Origin of the sequence: Azorhizobium sp. AG788 (assembly GCF_004364705.1) — a bacterium.
In the GTDB taxonomy this organism is placed as follows: Bacteria; Pseudomonadota; Alphaproteobacteria; order Rhizobiales; family Xanthobacteraceae; genus Azorhizobium; species Azorhizobium caulinodans.
The window spans coordinates 330303-346300 of the sequence record NZ_SOBM01000003.1; the positions used below are offsets into that span (position 1 = coordinate 330303).

At 68.4% G+C, this 15998-nt stretch carries 14 protein-coding genes; 8 read left to right on the plus strand and 6 right to left on the minus strand.

The genetic code is table 11. From position 1 onward, the window contains the following. Positions 1–199: 199 nt before the first annotated feature. Positions 200–856 carry a glutathione S-transferase family protein gene (locus DFO45_RS09345; RefSeq protein ID WP_012168825.1) on the plus strand — a complete coding sequence of 219 codons (657 nt, stop codon included), beginning with the start codon at positions 200–202 and terminating at the stop codon, positions 854–856. Positions 857–898: 42 nt separating this feature from the next. Here the strand turns inward: DFO45_RS09345 and DFO45_RS09350 are convergent, their stop codons facing one another. Then, positions 899–1759, minus strand: a complete 861-nt coding sequence (locus DFO45_RS09350) for a DMT family transporter (protein WP_133864626.1) — start codon at positions 1757–1759, stop codon at positions 899–901. Positions 1760–1912: 153 nt separating this feature from the next. On the opposite strand from DFO45_RS09350, the gene DFO45_RS09355 reads away from it, so the two are divergent. Further along, positions 1913–3259 (plus strand): PLP-dependent aminotransferase family protein, encoded by a 1347-nt coding sequence (locus DFO45_RS09355; protein WP_133864841.1) that lies wholly within the window; start codon positions 1913–1915, stop codon positions 3257–3259. Positions 3260–3261: 2 nt separating this feature from the next. Here DFO45_RS09355 and DFO45_RS09360 read toward each other — a convergent pair whose 3' ends face one another. Further along, a complete protein-coding gene (locus tag DFO45_RS09360) occupies positions 3262–4149 on the minus strand; it encodes a LysR family transcriptional regulator (RefSeq protein WP_133864627.1) in 888 nt (295 codons plus the stop codon). Positions 4150–4232: 83 nt separating this feature from the next. Here DFO45_RS09360 and DFO45_RS09365 point away from each other — a divergent pair, with 83 nt between their 5' ends. Then, positions 4233–4982, plus strand: a complete 750-nt coding sequence (locus DFO45_RS09365) for a sulfite exporter TauE/SafE family protein (RefSeq protein WP_133864628.1) — start codon at positions 4233–4235, stop codon at positions 4980–4982. A 130-nt stretch (positions 4983–5112) separates the two neighbouring features. Here the strand turns inward: DFO45_RS09365 and DFO45_RS09370 are convergent, their stop codons facing one another. The 3 genes from DFO45_RS09370 to DFO45_RS09380 all read right to left on the minus strand — a co-directional run bounded on the left by DFO45_RS09370 (position 5113) and on the right by DFO45_RS09380 (position 8351). Next, positions 5113–6264 carry a patatin-like phospholipase family protein gene (locus DFO45_RS09370; RefSeq protein ID WP_012168820.1) on the minus strand — a complete coding sequence of 384 codons (1152 nt, stop codon included), beginning with the start codon at positions 6262–6264 and terminating at the stop codon, positions 5113–5115. Between the two features lie 183 nt (positions 6265–6447). Beyond that, positions 6448–7194 carry an acetoacetate decarboxylase gene (locus DFO45_RS09375; RefSeq protein ID WP_012168819.1) on the minus strand — a complete coding sequence of 249 codons (747 nt, stop codon included), beginning with the start codon at positions 7192–7194 and terminating at the stop codon, positions 6448–6450. A gap of 161 nt (positions 7195–7355) precedes the next feature. Beyond that, positions 7356–8351, minus strand: coding sequence for a hypothetical protein (locus DFO45_RS09380; protein ID WP_012168818.1), 996 nt, complete (start codon positions 8349–8351; stop codon positions 7356–7358). Positions 8352–8486: 135 nt separating this feature from the next. On the opposite strand from DFO45_RS09380, the gene hrpB reads away from it, so the two are divergent. After that, positions 8487–10982 (plus strand): ATP-dependent helicase HrpB, encoded by a 2496-nt coding sequence (hrpB, locus tag DFO45_RS09385; protein WP_208299767.1) that lies wholly within the window; start codon positions 8487–8489, stop codon positions 10980–10982. Between the two features lie 225 nt (positions 10983–11207). Next, positions 11208–12707 (plus strand): phosphomannomutase/phosphoglucomutase, encoded by a 1500-nt coding sequence (locus DFO45_RS09390; protein WP_133864629.1) that lies wholly within the window; start codon positions 11208–11210, stop codon positions 12705–12707. Positions 12708–12785: 78 nt separating this feature from the next. Here DFO45_RS09390 and DFO45_RS09395 read toward each other — a convergent pair whose 3' ends face one another. Beyond that, positions 12786–13961, minus strand: a complete 1176-nt coding sequence (locus DFO45_RS09395) for an MFS transporter (protein WP_133864630.1) — start codon at positions 13959–13961, stop codon at positions 12786–12788. Between the two features lie 150 nt (positions 13962–14111). Between DFO45_RS09395 and DFO45_RS09400 the strand changes: the two genes are divergently transcribed. The 3 genes from DFO45_RS09400 (at position 14112) to DFO45_RS09410 (ending at position 15915) form a co-directional block, all read left to right on the plus strand. After that, positions 14112–15071, plus strand: a complete 960-nt coding sequence (locus tag DFO45_RS09400; protein ID WP_012168814.1) for a LysR family transcriptional regulator — start codon at positions 14112–14114, stop codon at positions 15069–15071. Between the two features lie 200 nt (positions 15072–15271). Further along, entirely contained in the window at positions 15272–15436 is a 165-nt protein-coding gene (locus DFO45_RS09405; RefSeq protein ID WP_012168813.1) for a Flp family type IVb pilin, read from the plus strand. Positions 15437–15447: 11 nt separating this feature from the next. Next, complete coding sequence (locus DFO45_RS09410; RefSeq protein WP_133864631.1) at positions 15448–15915, plus strand: prepilin peptidase; 468 nt, start codon at positions 15448–15450, stop codon at positions 15913–15915. Positions 15916–15998: the final 83 nt, after the last annotated feature.

Sequence of the window (15998 nt, forward strand, 5' to 3'; positions counted from 1 at the left end):
CATGCGATCTTGCCTCCGTCCCGCCCCTGAGGAGCCACGCACGCCGAGGCGTGGGCCGTAACATATTGGCTCAGGGCGGATTTGCACCTTTCCCACAGCCATGTTCGGTTGTAGCTCTTTAATAAGAATTTGACGAGGGGTGTGGTGCATTGCAACACACTCCAGCTATGCTGCTGCGAACGGCATCGGGAAGGCGCGCATGTCGAAGGCCACGCTGACCATCTCCAGCAAGAATTATTCCTCCTGGTCGCTGCGCGGCTGGCTCATCTGCAAGCTGGCCGGCCTCGATTTCGAGGAGGAGCGCGTGCCGGTGGATGATCCGGGCGCGCGGGCCGAACTGCTGCTGCTCTCCCCCTCCTTCCTCGTGCCGCGCCTCGTCCATGAGGGCGTGACCGTGTGGGACACGCTGGCCATCGCCTCCTATCTCAACGAGGTGTTTCCCGAGGCTGGGCTTCTCCCGCCGGACCGGGCGGCGCGGGCGCATTGTCTCTCCGTCTCGGGCGAGATGCATTCGGGCTTTGCCAACATGCGCTCGGCGCTGCCCATGAACATCAAGGGCCGCTATCCGGGCTTCAAGGTGTGGGCGGGCGCGCAGGCGGACATCGACCGCATCGTCGCGATCTGGCGCGGCTGCTTCGCCGCCCATGGCGGGCCTTATCTGATGGGGCCGCGGCCGACCCTGGCTGATGCCATGTATGCGCCGGTCTGCTCGCGCTTCACCACCTATGACGTCAAGCTGGATGTCGCCTGCGATGCCTATCGCGAGCGCATCATGGCCCATCCGGTGGTGAAGGAATGGATCGCCGGCGCCATGGCCGAGCCCGAGGAACTGGAAGAGCTCGACGCGGAGTTCTGAGGCCAACCGGCAGGCCCCGCCTGCCGGTTCATGCGGCCGCTCTCAGCCGTAGCGCTTGGCGCCGGCGACGCACAGCACCACGAGACCGGTGACGGCGACCATGGTCCAGGCCACCGGCTCGCCCAGCAGCAGGCCGGCGAGCGCCAGCCCGAAGAAGGGCTGGAGAAGCTGGAGCTGGCCCACGCGGGCGATGCCGCCGAGCGCCAGCCCGCGATACCAGAAGATAAAACCCACCATCATGCTGAAGACCGACACATAGGCGAGCCCCGCCCAGGCGGACACGCCGATGCCGGTCCAGTGGACGGGCAGGGTCGCGAGCGCGATCACCGCCATCACCGGCAGCGCGCAGACGAGCGCCCAGGAAATCACCTGCCAGCCGCCGATCCGCCGCGACAGGCGGGCGCCCTCCGCATAGCCGAGCCCGCACACGATGATGGCCGCGACCATGAAGAGGTCCCCCGTCGCATCGCCCGCCTGGCTGCCGGCCAATGCGAAGCCCGCCACCAGCGCCGCGCCGAGCAAGGAGAACAGCCAGAAGGCGGGCTTCGGCCGCTCCCCGCCGCGCAGCACCGCGAAAAGAGCGGTCGCGAGCGGCAGAAGCCCGATGAACACGATGGAGCGGGCCGAGGTGATGTGCTGGAGGGCAAGCGCAGTGAGCAGCGGAAAGCCGACCACCACGCCGAGCGCCACCAGCACCAGCGGCCCGAGATCGGCGGCAGCCGGGCGCTTCTGCCGGAAGGCCATCAGCAGCAGCGCGCCAAGGCCCGCGGCGATGACCGCGCGGGCGCAAGTGAGAAAGAGCGGCGAGAAACCCTCCACCGCCACCCGCGTTGCCGGCAGCGAGCCGCTGAAGATGATGACGCCGATGAGGCCACTGCCCCACCCTTCCGTTCCGCGGTCCATGATGTGCGCTCCGTCCCCCGGTCTTCGAGATAGCGTGGACCGGGTTGCGCGCACAGGAACGGAGCCATACGGTTGAGCCGAACAGTATGGACATCCGGAACCACACAGTTGGCGGAAGCCGAGACCAGCAGTGCGCCCCGCACCGAGGCGGTGATGGCCGAGATCCGTCGGCGCATCACCGGCCGCGCCCTCACCGGCGGCGAGAAGTTGCCGTCCATCCGGCGCCTCGCCGGCGACCTCAAGGTGTCGCCGTCCACGGTGGTGGAAGCCTATGAGCGCTTGGTGGCGGAAGGGCTGGTGCGCGCCCGTCCCGGCTCTGGCTTCTATGTGGCGGGCAGCCTGCCGGTGGTGGCCCTGCGCGAAGTGGCCCCCAAGCTCGACCGGGCCATCGATCCGCTCTGGGTCTCCCGCCAGTCGCTGGATGCGGGCGCGGACATGCTGCGGCCCGGCTGCGGCTGGCTGCCGGCGGACTGGATGCCCAATGCCGCCATCCGGCGCAGCCTGCGGGCGCTGGCGCGGGCGGAGGACGGCATCCTGTCCGATTATGGCGGCACGCGCGGTTCGCTGGCGCTGCGGGGCCATCTCGCGCGCCAGTTCGCGGCGGAAGGCATCGAGGCCGGCGCCGACCAGATCCTGCTCACGCCCTCCGGCTCACGGGCCATGGACCTGCTCTGCCGCTTCCTGCTGAAGCCGGGCGATACGGTGCTGGTGGACGATCCCTGCTATTTCAATTTCCAGGCGCTGCTGCGCGCCCACCAGATCCGGATCGTCAGCGTGCCCTATACGCCCACCGGGCCGGACATCGACCTTTTCGGGCAGGTGCTCGCCGCCGAGCGGCCGCGCCTCTACATCACCAACGCGGCGCTCCATAACCCCACGGGCGCCACCCTCTCGCCCCGCACCGCCCATCAGGTGCTGACGCTGGCCGCCGCTCACGACCTCACCATCGTGGAGGACGAAATCTTCGCCGAATTCGAGCCCGAGCCCTCGCCACGGCTGGCGGCGCTGGACGGCCTTGCCCGCGTCATCCGGGTGGGAAGCTTCTCCAAGACCCTCTCGGCCTCCGCCCGCTGCGGCTATATCGTCGCCCGGCCGGAGTGGATCGAGGGACTGGTGGACCTGCAGGTGGCCACCAATTTCGGCGGCCCGAGCCCCATCGCCGCGGAACTCGTCTTCGGCACGCTGAGCGACGGCAGCTACCGCAAGCATCTGGCCGACCTGCGCACCCGCCTTGCCCGCCGCCGGCGCGAGATGCTGGCGGAGCTGGGCAAGCTCGGCATCACGCCTTGGACGCTGCCGCGCGGCGGCTTCTGCCTCTGGTGCCGCCTGCCGGACGGGCGCGATGCGGCCGCCGTCGCGCAGGCGGCCCTGCGCGAGCGGGTGGTGCTGGCGCCGGGCAATGTCTTCAGCGTCACCCAGTCGGCTGGCGACCTGATGCGCTTCAACGTGGCGCAGATGAACGGCGAGGTGCTGGGCGTGCTGGGGAACGCGCTGCGCTGAAATCAGCCCGCGCCCGCGAGCATGTCGAAGGCCTGACGGGCAAATTCCGGCAGCGCCTCGCGGTTGCGCACGGCCACCACCACCTTGCGGCGCGCCCAGGCATCGGGCAGCGGAAACAGCGACACCGCCATCCGCTCCGCCACCCGCCGGGCATCGGCGGTCGGAAGGACGGAGACGCCGACGCCCGCCTGCACCAGTTCACCCACCGCATCGATGCGGTTCACCCGCACCCGGTATTTCAGCGGCAGGCCGAGGCCAATGGCGGCATGCTCGATGAGATGCTGGATGGCGTTGCCGGGAGTGAGGCCCACATAGGGCTGGGCGGCCACGTCCGCGAAGGTCGGCCGCCCGCGACCGGCCAGCGGATGGTCCACGGGCAGAACCGCCATCAACACATCCTCACAATAGGGTCGCGTCTCGAACCCGGTGACATCGGCCGCATCGGCGAGAAGCCCGATATGGATGAGCCCCGCCCGCAGGGCCGGCGCGGTCTCCCGGCTCGGCCGCTCCTCAAGGTCCACGTCCACGTCAGGATGGCGAGCGAGGAAACGGGCGAGATCCCCGGGGAGTTGCGCGGAGAGGGCCGCCGTGCTGGTCCAGAGGCGCACATGCCCCTTCAGCCCCCGTCCGTAGCGCGAGAGCTCGCCGCGCATCCGCTCGGACTGCTGGAGGATGAGGCGGGCGTGATGGGCCAGGGCATCGCCGGCCGGCGTCGGCGTTGCGCCGCTGCGACCGCGCACGAGGAGCGGCGTGCCCGCCACCTCCTCCATCCCACGCACCCGCGCGCTCGCCGAGGGCAGGGCGAGGTTCGCCCGCTCGGCTCCGGCCGTGATGCTGCCGGTTTCCAATATGGCGAGGAAGAGCTTGAGATCGACGCTGTCGAAGCGCACGGATTGATCCTTCGGATTATGCGAAGGATATGGCCGGATAATCCACATTGCCGCAAGATGGGGCGTAGGCCAGCCTGCGGCGCATGACCGCACTGACCCTCACCCTCATCGCTCTCATCCTCATCCTCGCCGGCCTCGTGAAGGGCGTCACCGCCATGGGCCTGCCGACGCTGGGCATGGCCCTGCTGAGCCTCCTCATGCCGCCGGCGGAAGCTGCCGCGATCCTGCTGGCGCCGACCTTGCTCACCAATGTGCTGCAATTCGCCACCGGGCCGCGCCTCCTGCCGGTCCTCATCCGCTTCTGGCCCATGGGGCTCGCCACCTTCGGCGCCACGCTGGTGAGCGGATTTTGGCTTGAGGGGCTGGATTCCCATCTCGCCCCGGCGGTGCTCGGCGGCACGCTGCTGATCTACGGCCTCATGGGGCTCGGGCGCTTCCATTTCACCACGCCGGCCTGGATCGAGCCCTGGCTGTCCCCGCTCATGGGCTTTGCCTCCGGCCTGCTCACCGGCACCACGGGTGTCACGGTGATGCCGGCGGCCCCCTATCTGCAATCGCTGTCTCTCCATCGGGAGGACCTGGTGCAGGCCATGGGGCTCGCCTTCACCAGCGGCTCCATCGGCCTTGCAATCGCTCTGTCCGCCAAGGGGGCCCCGCTCGCCTCGCCGCACGCGCTGCTTGTGACGGGCGCGGCGCTCATTCCGGCCTTCGCGGGCATGGAGATCGGCCGGCGCATCCGCCTCGCCATCTCGCAGCAGGCCTTCCGCGCCTGCTTCTTCTCCGGCCTCGCCTTGCTGGGCGCCAACACCATGTTCCGAGCCCTGCCGCTGTGAGGGGAAGGTCTCTGGCTTCACCCGAAGGCGCACGGGATGGAAGGCGTTTCACCCCCCTCCCAACCCTCCCCCGCAAGGGGGGAGGGCTAATGGCCCTCGCCATTTGGGGCGGGAGAAGCGGTGACGCGGCCTATTCCGCCAGACGGTGCACGTCGTGAATGACGATACCATCGCTCTTGTCGGGCTTCTCCAGCCACTGACGATGGCGCAGGGTCTTCATCGTGTCTTCGATGCCCGACTGCCAGTGATCGCGCATGGACGAGCCGGAGAACTCGTAGTCCTTGAAGTCCCGCTCGTAGCTCTTCTCCTGATAGATCAGGTGGCAGATGTTGACCGGACCGGACTTTTCGTAGTCGGAGAGCACCTGGAGGTCGTCTTCCGTCCGCAATTGCTCGGGAATGCGCATGACCGCCTCCGCATGGGCGGTGCGCATGAGCTGGACGCGCCGGAAGAGGTCCGTCGTGTAGCGGGTGCGGCTCGAATAGCCGATGTCCTTCTGGCGCTCGATCACGCCGAACATGTCACGGGGAAGCTCGCCGCGGGCGGAGAACAGATCCACCTGGAAGACGAGGGCGGACGGGTGGTCGGGCTGGTCCAGCAGCCATTGCAGCGGCGTGTTCGAGACGACGCCGCCGTCCCAGTAATATTCGCCGTCGATGCGGATAGCCGGGAAGGCCGGCGGCAATGCGCCGGAGGCCATGATGTGCTCGGGCGCGATGTGATGCGTCGTATTGTCGAAATAGATGAAGTTGCCGGTGCGCACATTGGCGGCCCCGACCGAGAAACGGATGCTGCCGCTGTTGATGAGATCGAAGTCCACGAGCCGCAGAAGCGTCTCCCGCAGCGGCGAGGTGTCATAAAGGCTGGTGGCGTTGGACGCGCCGGTGGGCAGCAGCCAGGGGTTGGGGAAACGCGGCTTGAAGAAGCCCGGCTGCCCCATGTTCATGGTCGTCCAGGCACTCAGCTGGTTGCGCATGGTGCGGTAGACGTCGCCTTCGGGCGTGAAGGCCCAGATCTTGCGGCCCGACACCGTGTTCCAGAACTCGTGCAGGCGGGCGACCCGGTTTTCCGGCAGGTTGCCGGCGATGATGGCCGAGTTGATCGCGCCGATGGAGACGCCCGACACCCAGTTGGGCTCGAGGCCCGCCTTGTCCAGCGCCTCATAGACGCCCGCCTGATAGGCGCCAAGCGCCCCGCCGCCCTGGAAGACGAGGGCCACGCGATCGTACTCGGAAACGACATCCTTGATGTCGCAGGGCACTTCACTTCGCAGCGTGCTCATGTCTCACCCATGCACGGGAACCGCGCCGCGCGCGGAACCGAAGAACGACGGCCCGGTCATGAACGCCCGCCACGCCCGGACATGAAGCCGGGGCGGCACGGCGCCGCCCCGGCTGGTTCAGCATGACCGCAGCACGGCACGCGGGCAATCGGCCCGCGTGCCCGTTGACCGCGTATCAGCGGATCATTTCTGGTCCTTGAGATAGTCGAACACCACCTCGCCCATGCCGAGGGTGAGGTCGGCGCGCAGGTGGAGCGCCGAAACCACTTCCAGCACCGGAAGCTTGGCCACATCGGCGATGGCGTGGGGGAAGAGGCCGAGGGCGGCCGGGCCCGTCCAGCATTCCTTGAGGACGATGTCCTCCAGATAGTAGCGCACCAGTTCGCAGATGCGCGGCGTGGCGTCCACATGGGGAATGATCTTGATGAGGAAGCTCGGCGTCTTCAGCGCCGCGAGCACCGCATCCTTGTCCGCCGCCTTGTGCTTGTAGCCCATGGAGGCATCGACGCAGAGGGTCTTGCCATAGTGGAGGCGCCCGGTGAGGACGTCCTTCTCCACTTCCATCTTCGGGTGCGCGTACTTCTTGGGGAAGCCCCAGAGCTCGCGGCCGCCGGCGATGGGCGCCTCGTCATCGAGATACATGGAGTGGACATAGCCACCCTCCACGCCCTCATACTTCACCGGAATGACCTGTCCGGTTTCGGTATAGTCGCCGAAGCCGGTGGAATCGGGCATCCGGATGAATTCGTACTTCACCAGCGGCTCGTAAACCTCGAGCGGCTCGGGCACGACACGGCGGAGCGCCTCGATGTCGGTCCGGTAGGTGATGATCATGAACTCGCGATCGAAGAAGCGATACGGCCCCGGCGGATAGGCCGGGTTGGTCAGCGGCATCGAGTAGGCGGTACGGCGAACGTCTTCGATCTTCATGAGGCAGCTCCGACCGGACGACAGTGCTTCGCATTTGCGAAGCAACCGGAGGTTATCGGATAACCCGCCGCCGTGACAGGCCCGCGACGCGACCCGCGAGCCCCAAATGCAAGCCTCGCTTCAGCAATCGGGCTTGGCGGCCACGCTTCAACGGCCGAGCTTCAGAAGGTGACGATGCCGGCGCTGCCGTTTGCGGTGCCGAAGGCCACGGCCCCGCCATCCGCCCGCCAGCCGGTGGCGGTGACGGGCGAGCCGTCCGGCGCGCGCAGCAGGATCTCGGCGCCATCCGAGATGCGCGCCATCAGCACCATGCCGTCCTCATAGCCCACCGCCACCACCGGATCCTTGGGGTGGCAGGCGACCGAAGAGACGCGCGCGGTGGAGGAGGGTGCGATCATGGAGGGCTGCTTGCCCATAGGCCCCTCCTTGGACGCGAAGGGCCACAGGATGACTTCCGAGGAGCCGGAGGTGGCGAGCCACTTGCCATCGGCCGAGAAGTTGAACGATTTCACCCGCGCCGGATAGCCGGTCATGCGCATGTGGCCGCCGTCCGAGACGCGCCAGCCGTGCAGCGCCGCCTCCTGCATGGTGGTGACGAGGAAGCGCCCGTCAGGGCTGAAGGCGACGCCGAGATGCGATCCTTTCCAGCCGAAAAGATCGGGCTTGGCGTCCACGAGGTTGGGATACCAGAGCGTCACGCCGCCATAGTGCGCCACCGCGAGCCGCAGGCCTTTCGGTGCAAAGGAAAGTCCGCCTACCGTGGAGGCCACCTCAAGGCTGCGCGCCTCACCTTTCGCCGGCAAAACATAAGCCGTCTTGCCAGCGGAATAGGCGACCGCGCCATCAGGCCCGAGCGCAACGCGGTCGATCCAGCGGCCCTTGTGCTCGGCCCGCACCTGGACCTCGCCCTCGGCTGAGAGTTCCACCACCCGGCCATCGTCGCCGCCGGAGACGAGACGCTTGCCGTCACCCCGCACGTCGAGCACGCCGCCGTCATGAAGCGTGAACCGCGTCTCGGCCTCACCCTCTATGCGCAGCGCCTCGCCCATGCCGCCGATCAGGATGGCGGCCTTCTTCTGGAAGGCGACGGCGACGACGGCGCCCTCGACGCTGAAGGACTGGGCCTTGTCGGTGAGGCTGGACGGAACGCTGGACATGGAGACACGGCTCCTGAAACGGGAATCTGAACGTGCCGCTTACATAAGCCACGCCGGTCGGAATGTCCTCCCATGCCGCAAGCGGGGACGCCGGGATGGATTTCCGGCCCCCCGATGGCCTATGTGCTGGCACGCATGACGACCCAAGGTTCCATGTTCGACACCCGCCTGCCCATTGACGACGCCCTGCCGGCCCTGACCGCCACGCTGCGCGATCACGTCGCGGCCGTGCTGGTGGCGCCGCCCGGCGCCGGCAAGACCACGCGCGTGCCGCTGGCGCTGCTGAACGAGCCGTGGGTGAAGGGCGGCAAGATCCTCGTGCTGGAGCCCCGCCGCCTCGCCGCCCGCGCCGCCGCGCACCGCATGGCACAGACGCTGAAGGAAAAGGTGGGCGAGACGGTGGGCTATCGGGTGCGCTTGCGCTCGGAGGTCTCCCGCCGCACCCGCATCGAGGTCATCACCGAAGGCGTCTTCACTCGCATGGTGCTGGACGATCCGGAGCTCAGCGGCATCGCCGCCGTGCTGTTCGACGAATATCACGAGCGCTCGCTGGACGCCGACCTCGGCCTCGCGCTGGCGCTGGAAACCCAGCGCGGCCTGCGGGACGACCTGCGCCTGCTCGCCATGTCCGCGACCCTCGACGGTGCCCGCGTGGCGGCGCTGCTGGGCGAAGGCGCGCCCGTCCCGGTCGTGGAAAGCGAAGGCCGCGCCTTTCCCGTGGACACGCGCTATCTCGGCCGCGATCCGCGTGCGCCCATCGAGCGGCAGGTGGCGGATGCGGTGCTCAAGGCGCTTTCCGCCGAGCGCGGCTCGGTGCTCGCCTTTTTGCCCGGCGCCGCCGAAATCCGCCGCACGCAGACCCATCTCCTGGCCGATGTGCGCGACCGGGACACGGACATCGTGGCCCTTTTCGGCGCGCTCGATGCCGCCGAGCAGGACCGCGCGGTCCTCCCCGCCCCGCCCGGCAGGCGCAAGGTGGTGCTGGCCACCTCCATCGCGGAAACCTCGCTCACCATCGAGGGCGTGCGGGTGGTGGTGGATTGTGGTCTCGCCCGCGTGCCCCGCTTCGAGCCGGACGTGGGACTGACACGACTGGAAACCGTGCGCGTCTCCCGCGCCGCCGCCGACCAGCGGCGGGGCCGCGCCGGCCGCACCGAGCCGGGGGTGTGCTATCGCCTGTGGGGCGAGGGCGAGACGCAGAGCCTGCCCGCCTTCGCAACCCCGGAAATCCTCGCCGCCGACCTCTCCGGCCTCGTGCTTGATCTCGCGAGCGCCGGCGTGCGTGACCCCCGCGCCCTGCCCTTCCTCGATCCCCCGCCCCTGCCCGCCGTCACCGAGGCGAAGAACCTGCTGCGGGTGCTGGAGGCCATCGACGCGGACGGCGCGGTGACGCCGCTCGGCGCCCGCATGGCCCGCCTGCCTCTGCCGCCGCGCCTCGCCCATATGGTGGTGCGCGGCTCGGACCTCGGCGCGGGCGAGAGCGCGGCGGACATCGCGGCTTTGCTTACCGAGCGGGGGCTCGGCGGCGACAGTCCGGACCTTGCTCATCGGCTGGAAGACTTCCGCCGCGAGCGCTCCCGCCGGGCGGAGGATGCCCGCCGCCTTGCCGGCCGTTGGGCGGAACTGGCGCGCGAAGGCCATCCGCCCAAGGCGGGCGAGACGCCTTCTCCGGCGGCCCTGCTGGCGCTCGCCTATCCTGATCGTGTCGCCAAGGCGCGGGGGGATGGCACGCGCATTCTCCTCGCCAATGGTCGTGGCGCGGTGGTGGACCCGGCCTCCTCGCTCGCCCGCGCGCCCTATCTGGCGGTGGCGGAGATCAGCGGACGAGCCGATGCCGCCCGCGTGCAGCTCGCCTCAGCGCTCTCCGGCGAAGAGATCGAGCGCCTGTTCGCCGAGGCCATCACCTCCGGCCTCGAAGTCGCTTTCGATCCGGCCACCGCCTCGGTGCGGGCGCGCGAGACGCGGCGTCTGGGCGCGCTGACCCTCGCCGACCGGCCGCAGCCGGTGCCCAACACGCCGGAGACCGCCGCCGCGCTGGCGGAGGGGCTCGTGGGCCTCGGCATCGAGCGGCTGCCCTGGACACCCGCCCTCACCCAGTGGCGCGACCGGGTGCGCTTTCTCCATCAGGCGGAAGGCGCGCCGTGGCCGGACCTTTCCGACACCACCCTTGCCGCCACCGCCGCTGACTGGCTGGCGCCTTTCCTCACCGGGCGCACCTCGCTCGGTCAGGTGAGCGCGGGGGATCTGGGCAATGCGCTCCACGCCCTTCTGCCCTATGAGCTGACCCATCGGCTGGAAACGGAGGCCCCGAGCCACTTCACCGCACCGACGGGCTCCAACCTGCCCATCGACTATGCGGCCGAGGGCGGGCCGCTGCTGCCGGTGCGGGTGCAGGAACTGTTCGGCCTCACCCGCCATCCAGCCATCGCGGGGGGCAAGGTGCCGCTCACGCTGGCCCTGCTGTCCCCCGCCCATCGGCCCATTCAGGTGACGAAGGATCTGCCACAATTCTGGCAGGGCTCGTGGCGGGATGTGCGAGCCGAGATGCGCGGGCGCTACCCCAAGCACCCCTGGCCGGAAGATCCGGCGAACGCCCCGCCCACCAATCGGGCGAAGCCGCGCGGCACGTGAGGGACCGTGCAAGCCAAGCCGGCTCAAGGCTTCCGCTCGGAGAGGTGGCTTCGCCAAGGGGAACCACGGGCTTTGCCACGACGTTGATCCGTCCGGCGGCGCGCAGGCGTGGCCCGGCCAGATTTGGCCAGCGCCATACAGCTGCGCTTCAGATTAGACAGGTCACAATTTCGTGCTATCGGGCGTTCCTGCCCGGAATGCACTCCGCGCCGAGAGAGGCTTTTCATGTTCCCGACGCCGAAGCCCGCACTGACGCCGAACACCTACGCCTATGAATCCGAGCCCATGGTGAAGCCCACCGGGTTCCGCGAGTATGACGCCCGCTGGTTGTTCCAGAAGGAAATCAACCTCATGGGCATCCAGGCGCTGGGCATGGGCCTCGGCACGCTGATGCACGAAATGGGTATCAAGCCGGAAATCGTCACCGGCCATGATTTCCGCGGCTATTCCTCCTCCATCAAATATGCCCTGGTCTCCGGCCTGATGGCCGCCGGCATCAAGGTGCACGACATTGGCCTCGCCATGTCGCCCATGGCCTATTTCGCCCAGTTCGCGCTGGACGTGCCGGCGGTCGCCATGGTCACCGCCTCGCACAATGACAATGGCTGGACCGGCGTGAAGATGGGCGTCAACCGCCCGCTCACCTTCGGCCCCGACGAGATGACCCGCCTCAAGGAAATCGTCCTCGGCGCCAAGTTCGACCTGAAGGGTGGCGGCGCCTACCACTTCGTCGAGAATTTCCCCGAAATCTATATCAAGGACCTCACCGACCGGCCCAAGCTCAAGCACCCCATCAAGGCGGTGGTGGCCTGCGGCAACGGCACGGCCGGCGCCTTCGCCCCGCGCATCCTGGAGGCGCTGGGCGTCGAGGTCGTGCCGCTGGATACGGAGCTGGACCACTCCTTCCCCAAGTACAATCCCAACCCCGAAGACATGGAAATGCTCCATGCCATGCGCGACGCGGTGCTGGCCTCCGGCGCTGACGTGGCTTTGGGCTTCGACGGCGACGGCGACCGCTGCGGCGTGGTGGACAATGAGGGCGAGGAGATCTTCGCCGACAAGATGGGCGTGATGCTGGCCCGCGATCTGGCCAAGATCTACCCCAACCCAACCATCGTGGTGGACGTGAAGTCCACCGGCCTGTTCGCCACCGATCCCGAGCTGATCAAGCTCGGCGTGAAGGCGGATTATTGGAAGACCGGCCATTCCTACATGAAGCGCCGCGTCAACGAGACCGGCGCTCTGGTTGGCTTCGAGAAGTCCGGCCACTATTTCTTCAACAAGCCCATCGGCCGCGGCTATGACGACGGCCTCGTCTCGGCCATCGCCGTGCTGGACATGCTGGATCGCAATCCGGGCAAGAAGCTCTCCGAACTGCGCCTCGCGCTGCCCAAGACCTGGTCGTCGCCCACCATGTCGCCCCACTGCGCGGACGAGGCCAAGTACGGCATCGTCGAGCAGGTGGTGAAGCACTATCAGAAGCTTCAGGCCGAAGGCGCGAAGGTGACGGGTCAGGCGATCCGCGACCTCGTGACGGTCAACGGCGTGCGCGTCACCACCGAGGACGGCTCCTGGGGGCTGGTGCGCGCCTCCTCCAACAAGCCCGAGCTGGTGGTGGTGGTGGAAAGCCCCGTCTCCGAGGCCCGCATGCGCGAGATGTTCGCCGAAGTGGACAGCGTGCTGCGCACCCACCCGGAAGTGGGCGAGTACAACCAGAAGATCTGACGCGCGGACAATCCGCCTCATAAAGGAAAGCCCGCGCTCGGTGTCCCGTGCGCGGGCTTTCTGTTTTTGCGCTCCGTCCTATTCGGCGGCGACGGGGTTGAGCGCGCGACCGGCCTCCAGCCGCCCGGCCCACCAGGCCACGGGCACAGCGGCGAGGGGCACGAGGGCGGCCACCCACGGCACGGCACCGAGGCCGAGCCCGTGATCGATCACCACCCCACCCAGCCAGGCGCCGATGGCATTGCCCAGATTGAAGGCGGCGATGTTGAACGAGGATGCGAGGCTCTGGCCGGCGCCCTGCGCCTTCTCCAGCACCCACATCTGGAGCGGCGCCACGGTCGCGAAGGCCACCGCGCCGAGCAGGCCGACAAAGATCACCGCCGCAATGGCGTTTTGGAGAGCGAAGGTGAGCGCGCCCAGCACCACGGCGAGCACCACCAGCGAACCATAGACGGTCGGCACGAGCCAGCGGTCCGCGAGGCGACCGCCGGCAAGATTGCCCACCACGAGACCGGCGCCGAACACCAGAAGGATGGGCGACACCGCGCTCTCCGCAAAGCCGGTGATCTTGGTCAGCATGGGCGCGATGTAGGTGAAGGCCGCGAACACGCCGACCCAGCTCAGTACCGTGGTGAGAAGGCCGAGCAGCAGCGGGGCGCGGGTGAGCACCGCGAGGTCCTTCTTCAGATTGCTCGCCTCGGGCTTGGCGGCGTTTGCCGGCACCAGCAGCGCGATGACCGCGAAGGCCAGCACGCCCACCAGGGTCACCGCCCAGAAGGTGGAGCGCCAGCCATAATGCTGGCCGAGCCAGGTGCCGAACGGCACGCCGAGGATGTTCGCGACCGTGAGACCCGTGAACATGATGGCGATGGCGGAGGCCTTCTTGTTGGCCGGCACGAGCCCCGTCGCCACCACGGAGCCGACACCGAAGAAGGTCGCGTGGGCGAAGGCGGTGAGCACGCGGGCGGCCATCAGCAGTTCGTAGTCCGGCGCCAGCGCGCAGGCGAGGTTGCCGAGGGTGAAGACGGCCATCAGGCCGAGCAGCACCGCCTTGCGCGGCCAGCGGGCGGTGAGGATGGTGAGCACCGGCGCGCCGACTACGACGCCCAGCGCATAGCCGGAAATGAGCAGACCCGCCGCCGAGAGCGAGACGCCGAGATCGGCGCCCACATCGAGCAGCAGGCCCATGATGACAAATTCGGTGACGCCGATGCCGAAGGCACCGGCGGCAAGGGCATAGAGAGCAACAGGCATGGCGGACATCCTGAGGGGCCGGCCGAAGGCCGGAGAACGGGTTAAACCCGCATCAACGCGACAGCGCATGCGGCGTTGCAGCAAAATGGACGCACCGCCGCGGATGAACTAGAAGCAGTAAATTCAATTCATCTGTGATGTGATTTCCAAATGGCCCGGCTCGACGTCAACCGCACGGCGGAGATGGAGGTGTTCGTGCGCGTGGTGGATGCTGGTGGCTTCTCGGCCGCCGCCCGCGCCCTGCATCTCACGCCCTCCGCGGTCAGCAAGCTCATCACCCGGCTCGAACTGCGCCTCGGTGCGCGCCTCATCAACCGCAACACCCGGCGCCTCCAGCTCACAGCCGAGGGTGCCGCCTTCTATGAGCGCGCCGTCACGCTGCTGGCCGATCTCGAGGAGGCCGAGCGCAGTGTCGCCCGCAGCGAGGTGCCGAGCGGGCGCCTGCGGGTGAATGCCAATGTGCCCTTCGGCACCCTCTATCTCCTGCCCGCACTGCCGGAATTCCTCGCGCGCTATCCCGCGGTGACGCTGGATGTGGTGCTCACCGACAAGGTGGTGGACCTGATGGAGGAGCGCATGGATGTGGCCGTGCGCGCCGGGCCGCTGAAGAGCTCCCAGCTCGTCGCCCGCAAGCTGGGCGACACCCGCATGGTGATCGTCGCCTCGCCCGAGTATCTCGCGCGCCATGGCACGCCGCGCGGGCCCGCCGATCTCGATGCCCATCGCTGCATCGGCTTCTGCTATCTGCGGCAGGTGGAAGGCTGGCCGCTCAAGGCGGAGGAGGGTCGCGAGGCCACGGTGTTCCGCCCGCAGGGTCATGTCCTAGCCAGCGACGGCGAGACGCTGCGCCATATGGTGCTGGCGGGAACGGGCATCGCCCGTCTCGGCACCTTCCATGTGGCGGCGGACCTCCTGGCCGGTCGCCTCGTGCCCCTGCTGGAGGACTTCAACCCCGGTGATACCGACCCCATGCATGCGGTCTATCTCGGCCAGGGCGGCCACATGCCGGCGCGCGTGCGCGCCTATCTCGACTTCCTTGTGGAGGTGGTGGCGCCCCGCTTCCGCCGGGCCGCCGCGCTGGAGCCCGCCCGGCTGCTGCAAAACGCCTGAGCCGCTCCCAGCCTGAACGGAAAGGCGAAACAGGGTTAACGAAACCTTGCAGCCGATGAGAGCTTGTTAACCCTTTTGGCAAGCCGGACGGCGCGACGGTATCTCGTTCTGCCGCCTTTACCAGCCCGCAAGGGGTCGGGCCTAGCGTCCGGCAAGACGGCGGCCGGGGGGCCTGCCGCGCGAAGCTGCCGGGTGCGCGCATGAAGGTTCTGCTGCAGAGGTTCGTCAAGGAAGAGCACGGCTCGACGGCCCTTGAATACGGGCTGATCGCTGCCGGTCTCTCCATTGCCATTGTCACCGTGCTGACGCAGGTGGGCCTGACCCTGAGCCGCCTGAAGGCGGCCTCCGCCTCGGCCGGGAACTGACCGGCGCCGCCATGTCACCGGTCCTGCTCGCGGAAGCCTTCGCCTCCATTCTCGTGCCCGTAGCACTGGTGGCCGCGCTTGCCAGCGATCTCTCCCGCCGCACCATTCCCAACATCGTCGTGCTGGCCCTCCTGCTCGGTTTCGCCGCGCTCGCTTTCCTCGGCTATGTGGACGACCTGCCCCTGCGCCTCGTGCTGGCGGGAGCCGTGCTCTGTGTCGGCTTTGCGCTGTTCAGCGAGGACGTGATCGGTGCCGGGGACGCCAAGCTCGCCGCCGCCACCGCCTTGTGGCTCGATCCGACGCAATTCCCCCTCTACGTGCTGCTCTGCGGCGCCATGGGCGCGGTTCTGGTGGCCGCGGCAACGGTCGCCCGCCAGCAGGGCTGGGGCGGCCGCCTCGCCCGCGGCCTGCCCTATGGCGTAGCGCTCGCCACGGCCGGTCTCGCCCTCTTCCCCTATTCCAGTCTCGCCCTCGCCTGAGGCGCACACGGAACCCGAACCGTGCTACGGCAAGGCTGACGGTCGCCGGCCGCGGCCATGAATCAACCCGCTTTTGCGCGCTT

Excerpts from the sequence above, each read along its gene's own strand:
- DFO45_RS09345 (WP_012168825.1), top strand. The coding sequence starts at position 200 with ATGTCGAAGGCCACGCTGACCATCTCCAGCAAGAATTATTCCTCCTGG.
- DFO45_RS09350 (WP_133864626.1), bottom strand. The coding sequence starts at position 1,759 with ATGGACCGCGGAACGGAAGGGTGGGGCAGTGGCCTCATCGGCGTCATC.
- DFO45_RS09355 (WP_133864841.1), top strand. The coding sequence starts at position 1,913 with ATGGCCGAGATCCGTCGGCGCATCACCGGCCGCGCCCTCACCGGCGGC.
- DFO45_RS09365 (WP_133864628.1), top strand. The coding sequence starts at position 4,233 with ATGACCGCACTGACCCTCACCCTCATCGCTCTCATCCTCATCCTCGCC.
- DFO45_RS09370 (WP_012168820.1), bottom strand. The coding sequence starts at position 6,264 with ATGAGCACGCTGCGAAGTGAAGTGCCCTGCGACATCAAGGATGTCGTT.
- DFO45_RS09375 (WP_012168819.1), bottom strand. The coding sequence starts at position 7,194 with ATGAAGATCGAAGACGTTCGCCGTACCGCCTACTCGATGCCGCTGACC.
- DFO45_RS09380 (WP_012168818.1), bottom strand. The coding sequence starts at position 8,351 with ATGTCCAGCGTTCCGTCCAGCCTCACCGACAAGGCCCAGTCCTTCAGC.
- hrpB (WP_208299767.1), top strand. The coding sequence starts at position 8,487 with ATGACGACCCAAGGTTCCATGTTCGACACCCGCCTGCCCATTGACGAC.
- DFO45_RS09390 (WP_133864629.1), top strand. The coding sequence starts at position 11,208 with ATGTTCCCGACGCCGAAGCCCGCACTGACGCCGAACACCTACGCCTAT.
- DFO45_RS09395 (WP_133864630.1), bottom strand. The coding sequence starts at position 13,961 with ATGCCTGTTGCTCTCTATGCCCTTGCCGCCGGTGCCTTCGGCATCGGC.
- DFO45_RS09400 (WP_012168814.1), top strand. The coding sequence starts at position 14,112 with ATGGCCCGGCTCGACGTCAACCGCACGGCGGAGATGGAGGTGTTCGTG.
- DFO45_RS09405 (WP_012168813.1), top strand. The coding sequence starts at position 15,272 with ATGAAGGTTCTGCTGCAGAGGTTCGTCAAGGAAGAGCACGGCTCGACG.
- DFO45_RS09410 (WP_133864631.1), top strand. The coding sequence starts at position 15,448 with ATGTCACCGGTCCTGCTCGCGGAAGCCTTCGCCTCCATTCTCGTGCCC.